This is a genomic window from Silvanigrella paludirubra (assembly GCF_009208775.1).
Lineage (GTDB): Bacteria > Bdellovibrionota_B > Oligoflexia > Silvanigrellales > Silvanigrellaceae > Silvanigrella > Silvanigrella paludirubra.
Genome location: NZ_WFLM01000003.1, coordinates 363,647 through 381,443, shown reverse-complemented (window position 1 = coordinate 381,443; position 17,797 = coordinate 363,647). Strand labels below are relative to the sequence as shown.

The window sequence follows — 17,797 nt, the reverse complement described above, 5'->3', positions numbered from 1 at the left end:
ATTCCGAAAAAAAAAAGATTGATTTTAAATTTACGGGAGTATGATCAATGGGAAATAAAAGCCTATCCTTTAAAATTATAACCTCTATCTCCATCTTGGTAGCTCTTATTCTATTTTCATGCGTTTACTGCATAACCATGATCAATAAAACTCAAGTTTATGCGCAAGATACCGCTACAAGTTGGCTTCCAAGCATTGAAGCTATGGGAAAAATGAATAATATTTTTGGCAGCTTATCACGTCGTGAAGTTCTTGTGATTGCAAACAACCTTGCAAATCAAACAGAAGAAGAGGAAAAAAACAAAAACGATATTGCAAAGTTTAAAGCTGATTTAGATAAATTATTAAAAGATTACATAACAAATGGATTACTTGCTCCTGGCGAACAACCATATTATGATGCCTCTTTAAAAAGCTATAACGAGTATATAAAAGCAGCTGAAGAAGAGTCAGAATTAGCAAAAAATGGCAAAGCAGCAGAAGCCTTAACTCATTACAAAAATATTGGTAGAAAATTTGCCTTAGAATTTCAAGCAAATATTGAAAAAGAAACTCAGTTTAATTCGGAGGGAGCAACAAACTCTACAAAACAAGGTGCAAATTTAACAACAATTACAAATTGGACAATGGCTACAGTTTTAATACTTTCTGCAATTATTAGCTCAATTATTGTTGTTATTATTTTAAAACTGACAAATACCATTAAAAATTCCATTGAAAGTTTAAAGAAACAAGGTGACAACACCATGAAAATTTCTAAAACTTTAATGCATAGCTCACAGTCTTTATCGGAGTCCGTAACGGAACAAGCGGCTTCCGTCCATGAAACTACGGCTGCCATTAACGAAATTACAAGTATGGTAAATAAAACTTCAGAAAATGCACAAGAGTCTACGAATGTAGCAAAAAGTGCGTCACAAAAGGCAGAAAGCAGCCAAGAAACTATGAAAAAATTGGTCAATAGCATGGAGACCATTCAAGAATCCAACAGCCAATTGCAAAATATTGCTGAAATTATTAATCAAATTCACGCAAAAACTTCGGTAATAAATGACATTGTTTCTAAAACAGAACTTTTATCATTAAATGCTTCCATTGAGTCAGCCCGAGCAGGTGAATACGGAAAAGGATTTGCTGTGGTTGCTGAAGAAGTGGGGAACCTTGCTAAAATTAGTGGAAAATCGGCGCATGAAATTCAAGAACTAATTGTTAAAAGCCAAGAAGAAGTCAATAAAATATTAAACATAACCAAAGAGCGCGTTGCCGAAGGTAAAACGGTAACAACGGAAGCACAAGAGTCTTTCGTACATATTTCTGAAGACATTATTAGTATGGTGTCAGTTATTGAACAAATATCTGCAGCCACAAAAGAGCAAGACATTGGGGTAAGACAAATTACCACAGCCATGTCTGAAATTGACAGAGCAACACAAAAAAATCAGCAATCGGTTAACGAAACAGCGCAGTCTTCAAATGAATTGGTCGAACAGGGTGAAAAATTAATTCAAACCACAAGTGAAATAGAAGTTTTAATATTAGGAGGAAATAAGGCTGCGTAAGCCTTATTTTATTTTCATGGAAGGTTATTTATGAACAACAAAAGTTTATCATTTAAAATTATAACCTCAATTTCTATACTGGTGTCTCTTATTCTTTTTTCTTGTATTTACTGCATTACAATGATCAATAAAACCCAAGTTTATGCTCAAGACACAGCAACAAGCTGGCTTCCAAGTATTGAATCATTTGCAATTATGAATAGAGAAATAGGAAATATTTCAAGACGAAGTTTATATATTTTAAATTCAAAATTTGCAAATGATCCCAAAGAAATGGATAAAAAACTTGAGGGATTAAATGATTTCAAAGCAAAACTAGATAAAGAAATAAAAGGCTATATCACAAATGGTTTAATAGGACCAGGTGAACAGCCCTTTTACGATATTACTTTAGCAGCTTATAATGATTATATAAAAGCATTAGACGAACAAATAAGTTTTGCAAAAGAAAACAAAACTCAAGAATCCTATGAAACATATATTAAAAAAGCGAACCCTGCTTTACAAAAATTATTAGATGCTGTTAACAAAGAAAGTCAATTTAATTCAGAAGGCGCTATTAATTCTACGAAACAAGGATCTAATTTAACATCTATTACAAATTGGACTATGACTCTTGTATTAATTAGCTCTATAATAATAAGCGCAATTATTGTTCTTATTATTTTAAAAATTACAAATGCAATTAAAAATTCCATTGAAAGTTTAAAGAAACAAGGTGACAACACCATGAAAATTTCTAAAACTTTAATGCAAAGTTCACAATCTTTATCAGAATCCGTAACGGAACAAGCTGCTTCTGTCCACGAAACAACGGCTGCTATAAACGAAATTACAAGTATGGTAAATAAAACTTCAGAAAATGCGCAAGAGTCAACAAATGTAGCAAAAAGCGCGTCACAAAAAGCGGAAAGCAGCCAAGAGACCATGAAAAAATTGGCGAATAGTATGGAGACCATTCAAGAATCCAACAGCCAATTGCAAAATATTGCCGAAATTATAAATCAAATTCATGCAAAAACTTCAGTCATTAATGACATTGTTTCTAAAACAGAACTTTTATCCTTAAATGCTTCGATTGAGTCTGCGCGTGCAGGTGAATACGGAAAAGGGTTTGCCGTGGTTGCCGAAGAAGTAGGAAACCTTGCTAAAATTAGTGGAAAATCGGCTCAAGAAATTCAAGATCTTATTATAAAAAGCCAAGAAGAAGTCAATAAAATATTAAATATAACAAAAGATCGAGTTGCAGAAGGAAAAGTAGTGACAACGGAAGCACAAGAGTCTTTCGTTCATATTTCTGAAGACATTATTAGTATGGTCTCTGTCATTGAACAAATTTCTGCTGCCACAAAAGAGCAAGACATTGGGGTAAGACAAATTACTACAGCAATGTCGGAAATAGACAGAGCAACACAAAAAAATCAACAATCGGTTAACGAAACAGCACAGTCTTCTAATGAATTGGTAGAGCAGGGTGAAAAATTAATTCAAACAACAAAAGAAATAGAAGTTTTAATTTTAGGAGGAAATAAGGCTTCTTAAGCTTTATTTCACTTGGGGTTATTTATGAACAACAAAAGTTTATCTTATAAAATTATAACTTCAGTCTCTATATTGGTTTCACTTATTTTATTTTCCTGTATTTACTGCATTTATATGATCAATAAAACTCAAGTTTATGCACAAGACACCGCTACAAATTGGCTTCCAAGCATTGAAGCATTTGCGAGAATTAATAAAGAAATAGGAAATATTTCAAGAAGAAGTTTAAGTATTATGGCCTCAAAATTTGCAAATGATTTAGAGGGAATGGACAAAAAATTTGCAGGTTTAACTGATTTTAGAGAAAAACTAGATAAAGAAATAAAAGGATATATTACAAATGGCCTAATTGGCCCAGGTGAACAACCTTTTTATGATGCCACTTTAGCTTCTTATAATGAATATATGAAAACATTAGACGAACAAATTGGTTTATTAAAAGAAAATAAAATGATTGAATCCTACCAAGTATATGCAAATAAAGGGCTTCCTGCTTTGTTTAAATTTATGGATGCTGTTAGTAAAGAAACACAATTTAATTCGGATGGGGCTTTAAATTCTACAAAACAAGGCTCTAATTTAACTTCAATTACAAACTGGACCATGATAGCGGTTTTATTATGTTCCTTTATTATAAGCTTTATTATTATTTTTACTATTTTTAAACTAACAAATACAATAAAATATTCCATAGAAAGTTTAAAGAAACAAGGTGACAGCACCATGAAAATTTCTAAAACTTTAATGCATAGCTCACAGTCTTTATCGGAATCTGTAACAGAACAAGCTGCTTCTGTTCATGAAACAACAGCAGCAATTAATGAAATAACAAGTATGGTAAATAAAACTTCTGAAAACGCACAAGAGTCAACTAACGTAGCAAAAAGCGCGTCACAAAAAGCAGAAAGCAGCCAAGACACCATGAAAAAATTGGTGAACAGCATGGAGACCATTCAAGAATCCAATAGCCAATTGCAAAATATTGCTGAAATCATAAACCAAATTCACGCAAAAACTTCGGTCATTAATGACATTGTTTCTAAAACGGAATTACTTTCCTTAAATGCTTCGATTGAGTCCGCTCGTGCCGGGGAATATGGAAAAGGATTTGCCGTGGTTGCTGAAGAAGTAGGGAACCTTGCTAAAATTAGTGGAAAATCGGCACATGAAATTCAAGAACTAATTGTTAAAAGCCAAGAAGAAGTGAATAAAATATTAAATATAACGAAAGATCGTGTTGCAGAAGGAAAAGTAGTTACAACAGAAGCACAAGAGTCTTTCGTACATATTTCTGAAGACATTATTAGTATGGTGTCTGTCATTGAACAAATATCTGCTGCAACAAAAGAACAAGACATTGGGGTAAGACAAATTACTACAGCAATGTCTGAAATAGACAGAGCAACACAAAGAAACCAAACTTCCGTGAACGAAACAGCCCAATCTTCAAACGAATTAGTTGAACAAGGTGAAAAATTAATTCAAAACACAAATGAAATAGAAGTTTTAATCTTAGGAAGAAAGAATAAGGCAGCATAAACCTTATTCTTTCAGGGATATTTATGAATAATAAAAGTTTATCTTTTAAAATTATAACCTCGATTTCTATTTTGGTAACACTTATTTTATTTTCTTGCATTTACTGTATTTTGATGATCAATAAAACTCAAGTTTATGCTCAAGACACAGCATCAAGTTGGCTTCCAAGCATAGAAGCATTTTCAAGTATTAATCAAGAAATTGGGCGTATTACAAGAAGAAGTTTAAATATTATGGCTTCAAAATTTGCGAATAATGAAGAAGGTATGGAAAAAAATTTAGCAGGTTTGAATGAATTTAAAACAAAAATTGATAAAAAATTAAAAGATTATTCAAAATTATTAGCTCCAGGTGAACAGCCATTTTATGATATTACATTAGCCTCCTATAATGAATATATTAAAGCATTAGATGAACAAATGAATCTATTAAAAGAAAATAAAACCATTGAATCTTACCAGATTTATGTAAATAAAGGGCTTCCTGCGTTAACTAAATTCATGGATGCAGTTGATAAAGAGTCACAATTTAATTCAGAAGGTGCCACAGGCTCTACCAAACAAGGCTCCAATTTAACATCAATTACAAACTTGACCATGACAATCGTATTAATTTGTTCTCTTATTATAAGCACAATTATTATAATTGTCATTTCAAAATTAACAAATACAATTAAAGATTCTATCGAAAGTTTAAAAAAACAAGGCGATAGTACTATGAAAATTTCAAAAGTATTAATGCAAAGTTCTCAATCGTTATCGGAATCTGTAACAGAACAAGCGGCTTCTGTTCATGAAACAACTGCAGCAATAAATGAAATTACAAGTATGGTGAATAAAACTTCAGAAAATGCTCAAGAATCAAATGTTGTTGCAAAAGATGCTTCTCAAAAAGCAGAAAGCAGCCAAGAGACCATGAAAAAATTAGTAAATAGCATGGAAACCATTCAGGAATCCAATAGCCAATTACAAAATATTGCCGAAATTATAAATCAAATTCATGCAAAGACATCTGTTATTAATGACATAGTTTCTAAAACAGAATTACTTTCCTTAAATGCTTCGATTGAGTCTGCGCGTGCAGGGGAATATGGAAAAGGTTTTGCTGTGGTTGCTGAAGAAGTAGGGAACCTTGCTAAAATTAGTGGAAAATCAGCACATGAAATTCAAGAACTTATTGTGAAAAGCCAAGAAGAAGTTAATAAAATATTAAATATAACAAAAGATCGAGTTGCAGAAGGAAAAGTTGTTACTACAGAAGCACAAGAGTCATTCGTTCATATTTCTGAAGACATTATTAGTATGGTATCTGTTATAGAGCAAATATCTGCTGCCACAAAAGAACAAGACATTGGGGTAAGACAAATTACTACAGCTATGTCTGAAATTGATAGAGCTACTCAAAGAAACCAAACTTCCGTTAACGAAACAGCACAGTCTTCGAATGAGTTAGTGGAACAAGGCGAAAAACTAATTAAGACTACCGATGATATTGAAATTTTAATTATGGGCACAAAAAGTAAAGCAGCCTAATTTATAAGGTCACCAAAATACATTAAATTAATAAATAAAAAAAAACTAATATTGCTTGAAATAAATATAAAAAAAAATTAAAACTTAATTTCCAATCATTTAGGAGTAACTATGCTTTCTCGTATATTTATTATTACCGCATTATTATTCTTTATAAATCATTCGTTTGCAAATATTCAATTTAAAAATGCAAGCAAAGATAAAACAGCTCAAAATTTATTTGATAATGGAATGCTTGCTTTTTATGGTTACTTGTATTCACAAGCTGAGTATAATTTTAGACAAGCTTTAATTTATGATCCTAACTGTGCTGTTTGCTACTGGGGTTTAGCATTGGCTAAAAAAAAACAAGCATTAGAACTCGGCCTTCCATTTAGTAAAGTAGGATACAATGACATTATAAAAGCAAAAATTTTAGTAAATTCGAATAATGAATTTTATTATGATTTAATACAAACAGCAGAGCAAAGTTTTACCTTAAACAACACGTCTTCTAAACAATTACAATTAAATTATATTAATTCCTTAAAAAAATTATATGAAAAGTATAAAACGAACGAAGATTGGCATATAGAAACTCTTGCATTATATGTAGACGCTATCGCTTATTATAGCAATGTAGATGACAACACAAGTATGGACTCTCACTGTGGAAATATATCGAATAATGTATTAAAACAACAAGCTTTAACTTTAATGGAACCTATTTTAAAAGATAGTAAATACCCAGATCACCCTGGAATATTACACACCTATATTCATATGGCAGAACAAAATTTAGAAGATCCGTTAGGATTGATTGCAGCCGAAAAACTTTCTAAATTTTCTAATAATATAGTTGCACATTATACACATATGCCTAATCATATTTATTGGCGCCGTGGAATGTATGAAAAAGCAATTGAAGCAAATTTAAATGCAATCCAAATTGACGAAAATTATTTTAAAAATAATGGTGCTGGTTTAAATTCATATTATTATGAATATCACTATTTACATTCTCATCATTTTCTAACTATTTTAGGATTTTTGACAAATAATTACGATCTTTCCATAAAATATGCTCGTGAAATTAAATACAAAATGGATCCGAGTAGAATGGAAACCTTAGTAAATTATCGTGATACTTTTTTAACATTAGAACACCTTATTTTAGCCCGTTTCGAAAAATGGAATGATATTATTTTACTAGAAACACCAGAACAACTTGGTCAGCTTGGAAATTTATTTGTAGATTTTTCAAGAGCACTTGCCTATTTAAATTTAAATAAAAAAGAAAATTTCAAAAAATTAAGCTTAAGTATAAAAAAGAAAAAATCATTAAACAAAGGAACGGTCGAAATTCAAAAATTAATAGAGACATATTTACAAGCTTCAGAAATGGCTTTAAATAAGCAGCCTCTAAAAAATATTGAAAATTTATTTTACAGAAATGGAGTTCATAAAATAGAAAAAAATTTATTTTCCTATAATCCTCCATTGTGGATTTTCCCATATCAACTTATGTTATCCAACGAAGCAGCAAAAAGAAAAGATGATATCAATTCAAAAAAATACTATGCTTTATACCAAAATATATATCCAAAATCCGAATTTGGAAAAATTTATACAATTCAAAAGTAAATATTTTATATTCATATATACAAAATTGTCATATTTTTGGCACTTTTTTATGAATATATTTAAAGCACGTTAAAAAGAATACAATTTTAAATAGGTATTCTTTTGGAGTGTTCAAATGGGAAATAAAAGCCTTTCTTTTAAAATAATTTTATCTATATCTATCCTAGCATTTTTAATTTTATTTTCATGTACGTATTGTATTTATATGATAAATAAAACACAAGAGTATGCAAACGATACCGGAACAAATTGGATGCCAAGTATCGAAATTATATCCAAAATCAACCTTGCACTTGGAAACCTTTCTAGAAGAGAAGTTTTAGTCATTGCAAATTCTGTAGCGAATCAAAGAGAACAACTCTCAAAAAATTTAGAAGATCTTAAAACATTTAAAGAAGATTTAGATAAAGAATTTGAAAATTATTCAAAATATATCGGTCCAGGAGAAAAAGAATATTATGACGCAACAATTGCAACCTATAAAGAATTTATAAAAAATTACAACGAAGAAATTAATTTAGCTAAAGAGAATAGGGGCATTGAAGCTTTAAATCATTACAATAAAATTGGGAAAAGCTCTTTATTCAAATTTTTAGACGCTTTAACTAAAGAAGAAAATTTTAATATTGAGGGTGGCAGAAATTCTACAAAACAAGGAGCTAATTTAACAAGTATTACTATTATTACAATGACAACTGTTCTAATTATATCTATTTTAGTATGTTTATTAATCATTTTTTCTATTCTTAAATTAACTAAAAATATAAGTAAATCGATTATAAGCCTTAAACACCAAGGCGATGCGACTATGGAAATATCAAATGTATTGATGAAAAACTCTCAAGGTTTATCGGAATCTGTTACAGAACAAGCCGCTTCTGTTCATCAAACAACGGCTGCTATAAATCAAATTACAAGCATGGTGAATAAAACTTCCGAAAATGCAACTCAATCAGCATTAGTAGCAAAAGATGCTTCTGTGAAAGCGGAAGGAAGTTTAAGAACCATGAAAAGATTAACGAACAGCATGGACACCATTCAAGAGTCTAATAACCAACTCCAAAATATTGCAGAAATTATCAATCAAATTCACGCAAAAACTTCTGTCATTAATGATATTGTTTCAAAGACAGAGTTGTTGTCCTTAAACGCATCTATTGAGTCTGCTCGTGCTGGTGAATACGGAAAAGGATTTGCCGTCGTTGCAGAAGAAGTTGGTAACTTAGCAAAAGTGAGTGGAAAATCGGCAAAAGAAATTCAAGATCTTATTTTAAAAAGCCAAGAAGAAGTGAATAAAATTTTAGGGGTAACAAAAGTTAGGGTAACAGAAGGAAAAGCAGTAACAACAGAAGTTCAAGAATCTTTTGTCCGCATTTCTGAAGATATTATTAATATGGTTTCTGTTATAGAACAAATTTCATCTGCAACAAAAGAACAAGAAATTGGTGTTAGACAAATCACAACAGCTATGACAGAAATAGACAGAGCAACTCAAAAAAATCAAACTTCAGCAATTCAAACTTCATCATCTGCAAATGAACTTATTGACGAAGGTGAAAAACTAATAAAAACAACAAAAGAAATAGAACTTCTTATTTTAGGTGTCTCAAATAAATTAGCTAAAGCTTAGACTTTTCTTTATATATAAAATTCCAAAATATAATTTGATAAATAAAAAATAAAGCAGTTGTTACAAATTGAAAATAAATAATATTTTTAACAATTATAGAATTAAAATTTTCTAAGCCACTGAAATAAGACTTAGTAAAAGAAGACCACGATAAAAATAGAATAATTAAAAGTATTGGATGAAATACGAATAAAATAGCATGTAAATAATTTTCTTTGATACAACAACTTTTAGCATGAATAAATTCGTCTTTTACTATTATCAAACTAGAAATAAAAGATAATATAAAAAATAGAATAACCGTTAATTTTGTCATTGGAAAAAATAATACAATTAGAAAACAGAAGAAAAAAAATAAAGTATCAATAGGATGACCTAGTCTTTCCCATTTAGGGAGCTTTCGTTTATGATGAAAATAAAATTCATCTAAACACATAATCATACCATGAGTCATAATAATAATTATAGAAATAATTTCAAAATAAATCATACTATTCTCATAATAGAGCCAGAAATTGTTAATCCTGGTCCAAAAGCAAGACTATAAACAAAAGTACCTTTTTTGGGATTTGAATTTAAAACGGATTCCCAAATGTGAGGAAGAGTAGCAGAAGACATATTTCCATATTTTTTAAGAACTTTTTCACTGTTTTTAATTGATAATTCATTTAAAACTAAAATATCTTTAATAAATTGAATTATTTTGGGTCCACCTGGGTGTATTGCAAAAATGGCATTATTTTTAACTTCATTAAAATCAAGTCCAATTTTTGAACTCATTTCTATAATATATTTTTCTATATTTTCAGCAATAATAGAGGGAACTTTACCTGATAATTCCATTAGAAAACCATGATCATCTAAATCCCATGACATGGCATCTGTACTATGTGAAAGAATTTCTTCGTGATTAATTAATACTTGTAGTCCATTTTTAAAGCCTGAATTATTAAAATAATTTTCATCAAATAAAGAATAATGTATAAACCCATCTGCAAATAAACTTTGCACTACTATTTGACTTGGATCATGTAAAGAAGGATTAAAATGCAAAGTACACAATTCCGTATGAATAATATCTATTCTATTATTTTTAATCTCTTCATTATTAAATAACGAGAATTGATTTTCCTGCAAAATAAAGCCATGTCCAATTCTTAAAGCAGGCAAAGAAGCGTAACAGCCCATATGATAAGCATGAGTTACTTTTGTTTTATTTCCCCAACCTTTATTTGAAACCAACCGCTGTGCAGATGAAGGCGATGAATAACCAGTACAGGTAACGTGAATTAAATGGGCTGGTGGTATTTCTATTTCATTATAAAACTGAACAACAATTTCATTCACAACCTGAGAATAAAATTCCATTCTTTTATGCAAAAAGGCTCCTGATATATTTTTTTTTAAATCAAAAAAACTCATTTCTTCCCAGTTTTGATGAGAGTAATCGTCAATTGAAGTGCCTCTATTTTCAATTTTATCTGGCTTACAACCAAATCGATTTATATAATTTTCCATATATATTTTTAATTCGGGTAATGTTTTTTTATTTTGCAAAAAACTATTTTCTAAATGTTTTGATAATGCATGTGCTTGCGTTATCCAGTTTAAACCATCTACCTGGGAAATTTCATATTTTGGTCTTAAAATACGAAAATTACCAATTATTGGCTGCATATAAATCCCCTTATTCAAAAAATTGAGGCACTATCTTTTCAACAGATTCTACCAAAAGATCAGGAGAAAGCTCACGCATACAGCGAAAATGTTTTTTAGGACATTCTTTCGAACCATGAGGAGAGCATGGATGACAAGACAAATTGTTCCCATATTGGTCTTTATAAGTTAACGTTACACTTTTTTCAGAAGTTGGAAAAAATCCGAATTTCCAAGTTGTCGGACCAAAAATAGCAACCACAGGAATATTAAAACCAGAAGCAATATGAATAGGACTAGAATCGTTTGCAATGACAAAAGAGGATTTAGACACAAGAGCCATAAACTCATTTAAAGGTAAATAGCTAGAGGTATCTATTATTCTATTTGCCAGTTCTGGAAAAGGAGAAAAAAAGTTAAATATTTCATTAATATCTTTTTGATCATCAATAGTACCTGAGACAATACATTTTATATTTTTATTTTTATTTAATAATAAAAATATTGCTTTTGCGAATTGAACTGCCGGGTATTTTTTTGTAGGCCAAACAGAACCTGGACTTACTATAAAAAAAGGTATGGATTCATTAAAATAGTTAGGATTTTTAGATAAAAATAGATCTAATTTATTATTGGAAATTAAAATAGGTCTCGCTATTTTTTCTACTTGCGACATAGTTTCTTTATTCACAAGCCAATCTGGAGCTATATACAAACATCGTAAGCATTCATGAAGATCTTTTTTAAATTCTTGAAAATGAGTAAAAGGCATTTTAAAAGAGGTATCGTTATATGCTACTTTTTTTGGTACTTTAGTTAATAAAGAAATTAGAGCTGTTGTATACGATTTATGTGGTACCAACAAAACATCAAGATTTAAAGCATCTATTTGTTTTGCTATATTATATATGGATTTTACTTTTTCAATTCCTTTTTTTTTGTCTGCAATAATACAGCCTTTTAATCTATAATCATCTTTATATAATAATGAAGCCATTTTTTTTGTAATTAAAAATACTTCATGTTTTTCTCTGTATAATGCTTCAATTAAAAGACTTGCTAATGCAATATCTCCTAAAAATGCTGTGTGAAAAATACCTACTTTCACAATATTTTCTCCATAATAAAAGCATCTTCTTTACTTTTATAATAATTTTTTCTTTCTGAAATTTTTTTATAACCTAGTTTATGATACAAATTAATGGCGGGTTCATTTAAAGCACCTACTTCAAGTAAAATTTTATCAATTTTCGAAAAATTCTCTTGTTTGCAAATAGTTTCAAACAAAGAAATAAGTTGAAATGAAATGCTTTTTCTTAAAAACTTTTTATCAACGCAAATATAGTCTATTTCAGCATTATCAAAAATAATATTTACATTTAAATAAGCTGCAAAAATATTATCATATAAATAAATAAAAAATGAAGAAAAGTGCTCATTTGCAGTTTGTATGTAAGATTTATTACAAAATTCCTCTAAAGAATTTAAACTGGAAGCGTATTTATCCTCTTTTGATATTTGGTTCATTTCTTTAGGCAGTGAAGTTTCTTTAAAATAAGAATCAAATTCAGTTTTTGTGATTTTTTGTATAGTAGAATTGCCATCATTTAAATTATATTTAAATAAATTGCCTTTCCATATAAATAAAATTTCTTTTTTAATTATCATTCTCCTTGGGTTCAACATCGTTTTTTTCTTTAGGCTGAATACTTGTTGTAACGGGGACACGCCACGAAAAAGAAGTTGCCCATAATGTTGGATTTTTATTAAATCCCCCACGAACAGTATAAAATGTATTTGCTCTAAGAACTAAATAAACAAAATCCTTAATAGTTAATTGCGAAAAAGCATCGATCCGTTCCGAAACTTTCTTGGGCAGTACACTCCAAGGTTTTTTCTTCATAACATTATTTGTAATATCATCTAATGCATCATTAGAAATATTAAATAATTTTAAGCGGAAACTTTCGTCCCAGGTAAGACATAAAAAGATTATTCTTTGGACATCAGGGGGATAATTTAAAAATTCTTTTTCATTTAAAGAACCAGTAGAATTTGAATTTATTGTTGGAGAAAAGATGTCCCAATTTGTTTCTAAAGGAGTTTTTTCTGAAGTTAACATATTAGAAATAGATAAAACAGCCTGAATTTCGATTGAGGAATAGACAGATAATCCCGTTCTTTCTCCACAACTCATAATGGAACGATTCAATGAAATTAAAGTTGCTTCTGGGATTTTTTTTCCAACAGGATTTGTCAAAACAATTTTTTGAGCAAATGCATTTAAATTAACAAATAAAAATAAAAATACAAATTTAGATATTATCGACATCTCCAAATACCAACTCCAAACGATAAATTTGAGCGGAAACATCTGAGGTCTGAACACCTCTCCAATTTTCAAAAGATGCTCTTACCGCAAAAGATTTAGGTAATGTAACACGAAAACCTACACCATATGTTATTGAAGCCTGCCCTAATGATGTTTTTGATTGAACCGCAGACCAAGAGCGTCCACTAAAAAATAAAGTATATCCGACACCTCCTGTGAAAAAGGGTTGAAATACTTTTCCCCAATAGTCTCCAACTAAGGACTGAATGGGCGGATCTCCCTCAATTTTTGAAAAAATAGACAATGGGCTTAAATCGGGGTTTTGTTGAGTATTATTTGAAACCCAATCTGCCCAACGAATATCAAGTCCACCTTTCCACATTCCTCTTATTTGATGCTGCATTCCTAAAGAAAAGCCATACCCTGGTGAAGTATAATTTGATTTAGTTGTATTTGTTAAAACTTCGTTATAAATGCCAAATGAAAATACTGTCCTAGGGAAGGTAATATTTTCGTTTTTTAGAGGAACGAGCTGGGCAGAGATTCCGTCTACCATGGGGTAATTTACATTGATATTTTGTTGTTCTGGTGGCAAATCTGCTAACATTCAATTACTCTTTCCCTTTTACATTTTAAACAAATTGCGTTTAAAATGACGCAATTTAATGAAAGTTAAATATTTATGTCTTCACAAGTAACACTTTACACAGATGGTGCATGTTCTGGAAATCCAGGACCAGGAGGTTGGGCTTGTGTTTTATTGTATCATGATCTCAAGCGCCGAATATCTGGTTATGAGAACCATACAACGAACAATAAAATGGAGCTCATGGGTGTCATTCATGGTTTGGAAAGCCTTACACGTCCTATGCCTGTTCTTATTATCACTGATAGTCAATATGTCAAAAATGCTTTTACGGCAGGTTGGCTTGAAAATTGGCAAAAAAATGGTTGGAAAACAAAGTCGGGAGAGCCTGTAAAAAATCAAGACCTTTGGCTAAAGTTAAGTCTATTACAAAGAAAACACAATTTATCGTGGCAATGGGTTAAAGGACATTCAGGAAATGAATACAACGAAATGTGTGATGAATATGCTCGAAAAGCAATAATTAATAAAAGTGGAATAGACGAAAAATTTTAGAAAAAATCCTTAAAAAAAATTAAAAAGCATTAATTTTTATTTATAAAGTTCGATATAATCCTCAAAGGATTATACATGTCAGAAGTTAATAAAAACATAAAAAATCTGTTTATCCAAGAAATTATTACAAGTTTTGGATATTTAGCGCCATTAAGCATGCTTGCTATTTTCTTGAGTGAAAATAAAGATATTCATACAGATAAAATAGGTTTTGCTATGTTAATTAGCTCCATAACAGCAAGATGGGGTAGATTATTATTTTCTCCAATATTCGATAAAATAAAAGCAAATATTTTATTATCCATAATGCAATTTGCTGGTGCGATTGGTTATTATTTATTAAGTTTTTATCAAAATTATTCAGTGATTATTTTATCTTTAACATTAATTGGACTTTTTTATGGAAGCAATTCTATTATAACTAGAGTATTAACGTCATTTTTAGATACAAATAATAATAATTCAACAAAAAAATTTTCTATATTGCATATTGGCACAAATATATCTGCAACAATTGGACCAATAATAATAAATCTAATTTATATTTATTTTAATAAAAATTTTGCATTTTTATTCATGGCAATATTTTTGACTATATCAGGTTTTTTTACATTTTTTTCAATGAAAAATATCAATATCCCAGTTCAAAAAAACTTAATAAAAACAATATTTCAATTAATTTTTAGAAAATCTCTTTGGCATATTTATTTTCTTATACTAATTAGCTGGTTTTTTTGCGCTCAACTCTATTCACTTGCACCTATTTTACTTTCACATATTCTAAAAAACAATTCATATATTTGGATAATATCAGCAATTAATGGAGCTTTAGTTATTTTTATTTCATTAAAAGTAAATACAATAATGAATAATTATAGTAAAAATTACTATTTTCAAATTTCTATTTCTTTAATTTTATCTATTCTTGGTTTTTCATCTTTAATTATTTATCATTCCGTATTTAATATTGTTTTAGGGGTATTATTTTTAACATTTTCAGAAATATTATTCATACCAGCCTTTCAAGCACTTTTAGCTGAATATGTTCCAAATGATTCTCGAGTAGCAATATTTGCAATTTATGCCTTATTTATGGGTATTGGGGAGGGGACTGGCTATTTTTTTGGAACAAAAAGTCTCGATTTTTTAAATACTGACTATACATGGTATAACAATTCTCTTTATTTCTTAACAATATTTATTATAATAGGAATCATTATTTCCATTAGAAAAACATCTTTTATTAAAAATAATGAAGAATTATAATTTAAAGTTACTTAGAATAAGGTGGCAATTTAATATTACGATAAAAGTCATATTTTGGTATTTCTTCAATTAAATCATCATATTCTTTATTTTTTTCAAGAAAAACTGGTTTTAATCTTGTAATGCCACACAATTCATCGGTACTATATTTAAAAAATATGTTTGAATTTATAAGTAATTTTTCATTTCTTAGTTCATTTATTTCAGAAGAATTACTTTTTAAAGGAATATCAAAAGGCAAATTAGATTTTAAGAATTTTTCTTCAATTTCAGCGCTCCATTCTAACGAACTGGAATCTGGATTTGTAATTACATTTGAAGCAATAACATATGCTTTATCATTACCGTGAGTCTTATTAGGAGATGGGTCTAAAGAATCTGTAATCACCTGAGTTCTATTTGGGAAGGATTGAATCAAATTGGTAAATAAAATTTCTTCTTTTCCGTTTGATTTTTTATCTACTAAAAATATTTGATAATACCCTGGTTTTAAGTTGTAAATAAAACCATTCAAATAATTTTGATTAGAATTTATAATTTTTAAATCATTTAGACCATTGGTTGAAAAATCATTATCACTTATAGAAGTATCATAAACTTCATTTCGATAATAATCTCTACTAACAGAACTCCGAACTAGTGCTCCATAGAAATTACGAACTTCTAATTTTACAGAATCAAATTGCGAATTGTATCTTGATAAATCTAAACTAATAAAGGCTGATCCTGTATTTGTGTTATATAAAGGAGCTAAATACTCTTTATTTAAATTTAAAGCATTTGGATCAAATACTCGGACATTTACAATGTTTTTCTTATCAACAAATTCCATTCCAGGATGATATTCATATTTAAACATATCTGACGTAAATAATTCTGAGGTCGGAATTAATTTAAAATATCTATCTGATTCCGTTGCTGAAGTTTTATAATTTATTTTAACAATATCGTCACCAACTGGAAAATATTGAAGCCCTTTTATTGAATCATTATTGGTTAAATTATTTGTCATGTTTACTTCAACATAGTTAGTTTTAACCCATTCATTAGTATTAAAATCTTTAATGGCATAAAAATCTAATGGTCTATAAACAGCTGCTTTTAAATCAAAAATACTATTATCGGAGAAAGTACGATCTGGAATAATAATATCAAATGATTTAGATTCTCCATTTTTTAAATTAAAATTAATTTTATAGTTTGCATTATCTGTACAATTAGATTCATTTTCATCACAAGAATTTAAATTAAATACACAAAAATGGCCGCTCATAGAAAGTCTTGAGAAATTAGATGATGGTAAATTGTTATTATTATAATACTTCGCCTTAAATTTTTTCCCTTTAGAGTTTTCAATTAAGATTTTAGTTCCTAAAATATCACCAGGCGACATACCAACTGCGTAACCACACATGCCTGCGTTATTTAATGATTGAGTAGAAGGCTCTGTCTGAATTTCATCATTATCAGAATTAAAAGGATCTAAATTTTCATTTATTTTTTTATCAAATGCATCAGAAGTGTAAATTACATCTTCAAATGGGATAATACTTATGTCATAATAGTTCGTTTTTAAACCAACATAAGCATTTATTGTTTTGTAGTAATATTTTGAATTTGTATCCCAAATATATAATAAAATAGAACTTCCAATATGAAAATTATTTTTAATTGAAAAACAACCTTCTTCATCTGGATAATATTCATATAAAATACTATTTGGATCGGAATAGTTTATTCCTGATACCCGAATAACAATATTTTTATAATAATCAGGGTTAAAATATTTTGTATCAAATATATTAATTCTTCCCGAAATGGATCCTACTCTTGGACATTCTTTTTTTCCTGCAGAAATATCATTTCCAGATAATGGTAAAGGAACAAACATTTCACGGTTTGCAAAGTTAAACTCTGAATACAAAGCAATAAAAACTAGGACATATAATTTGAAAAACTGTTTACGATTCAATATAT

15 protein-coding genes are annotated in these 17,797 nt (G+C 29.2%); 8 read left to right on the top strand and 7 right to left on the bottom strand.

Annotation, left to right across the window (positions count from 1 at the left end):
* The first annotated feature begins 47 nt into the window (after window positions 1–47).
* The 6 genes from GCL60_RS09255 to GCL60_RS09230 all read left to right on the top strand — a co-directional run bounded on the left by GCL60_RS09255 (window position 48) and on the right by GCL60_RS09230 (window position 9,425).
* Window positions 48–1,559 (top strand): HAMP domain-containing methyl-accepting chemotaxis protein, encoded by a 1,512-nt coding sequence (locus GCL60_RS09255; protein ID WP_153420373.1) that lies wholly within the window; start codon window positions 48–50, stop codon window positions 1,557–1,559.
* Between the two features lie 30 nt (window positions 1,560–1,589).
* On the top strand, window positions 1,590–3,101 hold the full coding sequence (locus GCL60_RS09250) for a HAMP domain-containing methyl-accepting chemotaxis protein (protein ID WP_153420372.1): 1,512 nt from the start codon (window positions 1,590–1,592) through the stop codon (window positions 3,099–3,101).
* 24 nt (window positions 3,102–3,125) lie between these two features.
* Window positions 3,126–4,640, top strand: a complete 1,515-nt coding sequence (locus tag GCL60_RS09245) for a HAMP domain-containing methyl-accepting chemotaxis protein (RefSeq protein WP_153420371.1) — start codon at window positions 3,126–3,128, stop codon at window positions 4,638–4,640.
* Between the two features lie 23 nt (window positions 4,641–4,663).
* Complete coding sequence (locus GCL60_RS09240; RefSeq protein WP_153420370.1) at window positions 4,664–6,172, top strand: HAMP domain-containing methyl-accepting chemotaxis protein; 1,509 nt, start codon at window positions 4,664–4,666, stop codon at window positions 6,170–6,172.
* 111 nt (window positions 6,173–6,283) lie between these two features.
* Window positions 6,284–7,795, top strand: coding sequence for a hypothetical protein (locus tag GCL60_RS09235; RefSeq protein WP_153420369.1), 1,512 nt, complete (start codon window positions 6,284–6,286; stop codon window positions 7,793–7,795).
* A gap of 115 nt (window positions 7,796–7,910) precedes the next feature.
* The gene (locus tag GCL60_RS09230) at window positions 7,911–9,425 is read left to right on the top strand and encodes a HAMP domain-containing methyl-accepting chemotaxis protein (RefSeq protein ID WP_153420368.1); all 1,515 of its coding nucleotides are present in this window, start codon (window positions 7,911–7,913) and stop codon (window positions 9,423–9,425) included.
* Here the strand turns inward: GCL60_RS09230 and GCL60_RS09225 are convergent.
* From GCL60_RS09225 to GCL60_RS09200, 6 genes are read right to left on the bottom strand one after another with little or no spacing between them, the layout of a single operon-like run.
* The gene (locus tag GCL60_RS09225; RefSeq protein WP_153420367.1) at window positions 9,415–9,915 is read right to left on the bottom strand and encodes a hypothetical protein; all 501 of its coding nucleotides are present in this window, start codon (window positions 9,913–9,915) and stop codon (window positions 9,415–9,417) included. The genes GCL60_RS09230 and GCL60_RS09225 overlap by 11 nt on opposite strands.
* On the bottom strand, window positions 9,912–11,102 hold the full coding sequence (locus GCL60_RS09220; RefSeq protein WP_153420366.1) for a beta-ketoacyl-[acyl-carrier-protein] synthase family protein: 1,191 nt from the start codon (window positions 11,100–11,102) through the stop codon (window positions 9,912–9,914). The genes GCL60_RS09225 and GCL60_RS09220 overlap by 4 nt, the downstream gene beginning before the upstream one ends.
* 10 nt (window positions 11,103–11,112) lie before the next feature.
* The gene (locus GCL60_RS09215; RefSeq protein WP_153420365.1) at window positions 11,113–12,189 is read right to left on the bottom strand and encodes a glycosyltransferase family 9 protein; all 1,077 of its coding nucleotides are present in this window, start codon (window positions 12,187–12,189) and stop codon (window positions 11,113–11,115) included.
* Window positions 12,186–12,749 carry a GNAT family N-acetyltransferase gene (locus GCL60_RS09210; RefSeq protein WP_161998152.1) on the bottom strand — a complete coding sequence of 188 codons (564 nt, stop codon included), beginning with the start codon at window positions 12,747–12,749 and terminating at the stop codon, window positions 12,186–12,188. The genes GCL60_RS09215 and GCL60_RS09210 overlap by 4 nt, the downstream gene beginning before the upstream one ends.
* Complete coding sequence (locus GCL60_RS09205) at window positions 12,739–13,413, bottom strand: hypothetical protein (RefSeq protein WP_153420363.1); 675 nt, start codon at window positions 13,411–13,413, stop codon at window positions 12,739–12,741. The genes GCL60_RS09210 and GCL60_RS09205 overlap by 11 nt, the downstream gene beginning before the upstream one ends.
* On the bottom strand, window positions 13,397–14,020 hold the full coding sequence (locus GCL60_RS09200) for a hypothetical protein (RefSeq protein WP_153420362.1): 624 nt from the start codon (window positions 14,018–14,020) through the stop codon (window positions 13,397–13,399). The genes GCL60_RS09205 and GCL60_RS09200 overlap by 17 nt, the downstream gene beginning before the upstream one ends.
* A 75-nt stretch (window positions 14,021–14,095) precedes the next feature.
* On the opposite strand from GCL60_RS09200, the gene rnhA reads away from it, so the two are divergent.
* The gene (rnhA, locus tag GCL60_RS09195) at window positions 14,096–14,554 is read left to right on the top strand and encodes a ribonuclease HI (protein WP_153420361.1); all 459 of its coding nucleotides are present in this window, start codon (window positions 14,096–14,098) and stop codon (window positions 14,552–14,554) included.
* A gap of 75 nt (window positions 14,555–14,629) precedes the next feature.
* On the top strand, window positions 14,630–15,820 hold the full coding sequence (locus GCL60_RS09190; protein ID WP_153420360.1) for an MFS transporter: 1,191 nt from the start codon (window positions 14,630–14,632) through the stop codon (window positions 15,818–15,820).
* Between the two features lie 7 nt (window positions 15,821–15,827).
* Here GCL60_RS09190 and GCL60_RS09185 read toward each other — a convergent pair whose 3' ends face one another.
* Window positions 15,828–17,792 (bottom strand): hypothetical protein, encoded by a 1,965-nt coding sequence (locus GCL60_RS09185; RefSeq protein ID WP_153420359.1) that lies wholly within the window; start codon window positions 17,790–17,792, stop codon window positions 15,828–15,830.
* Window positions 17,793–17,797: the final 5 nt, after the last annotated feature.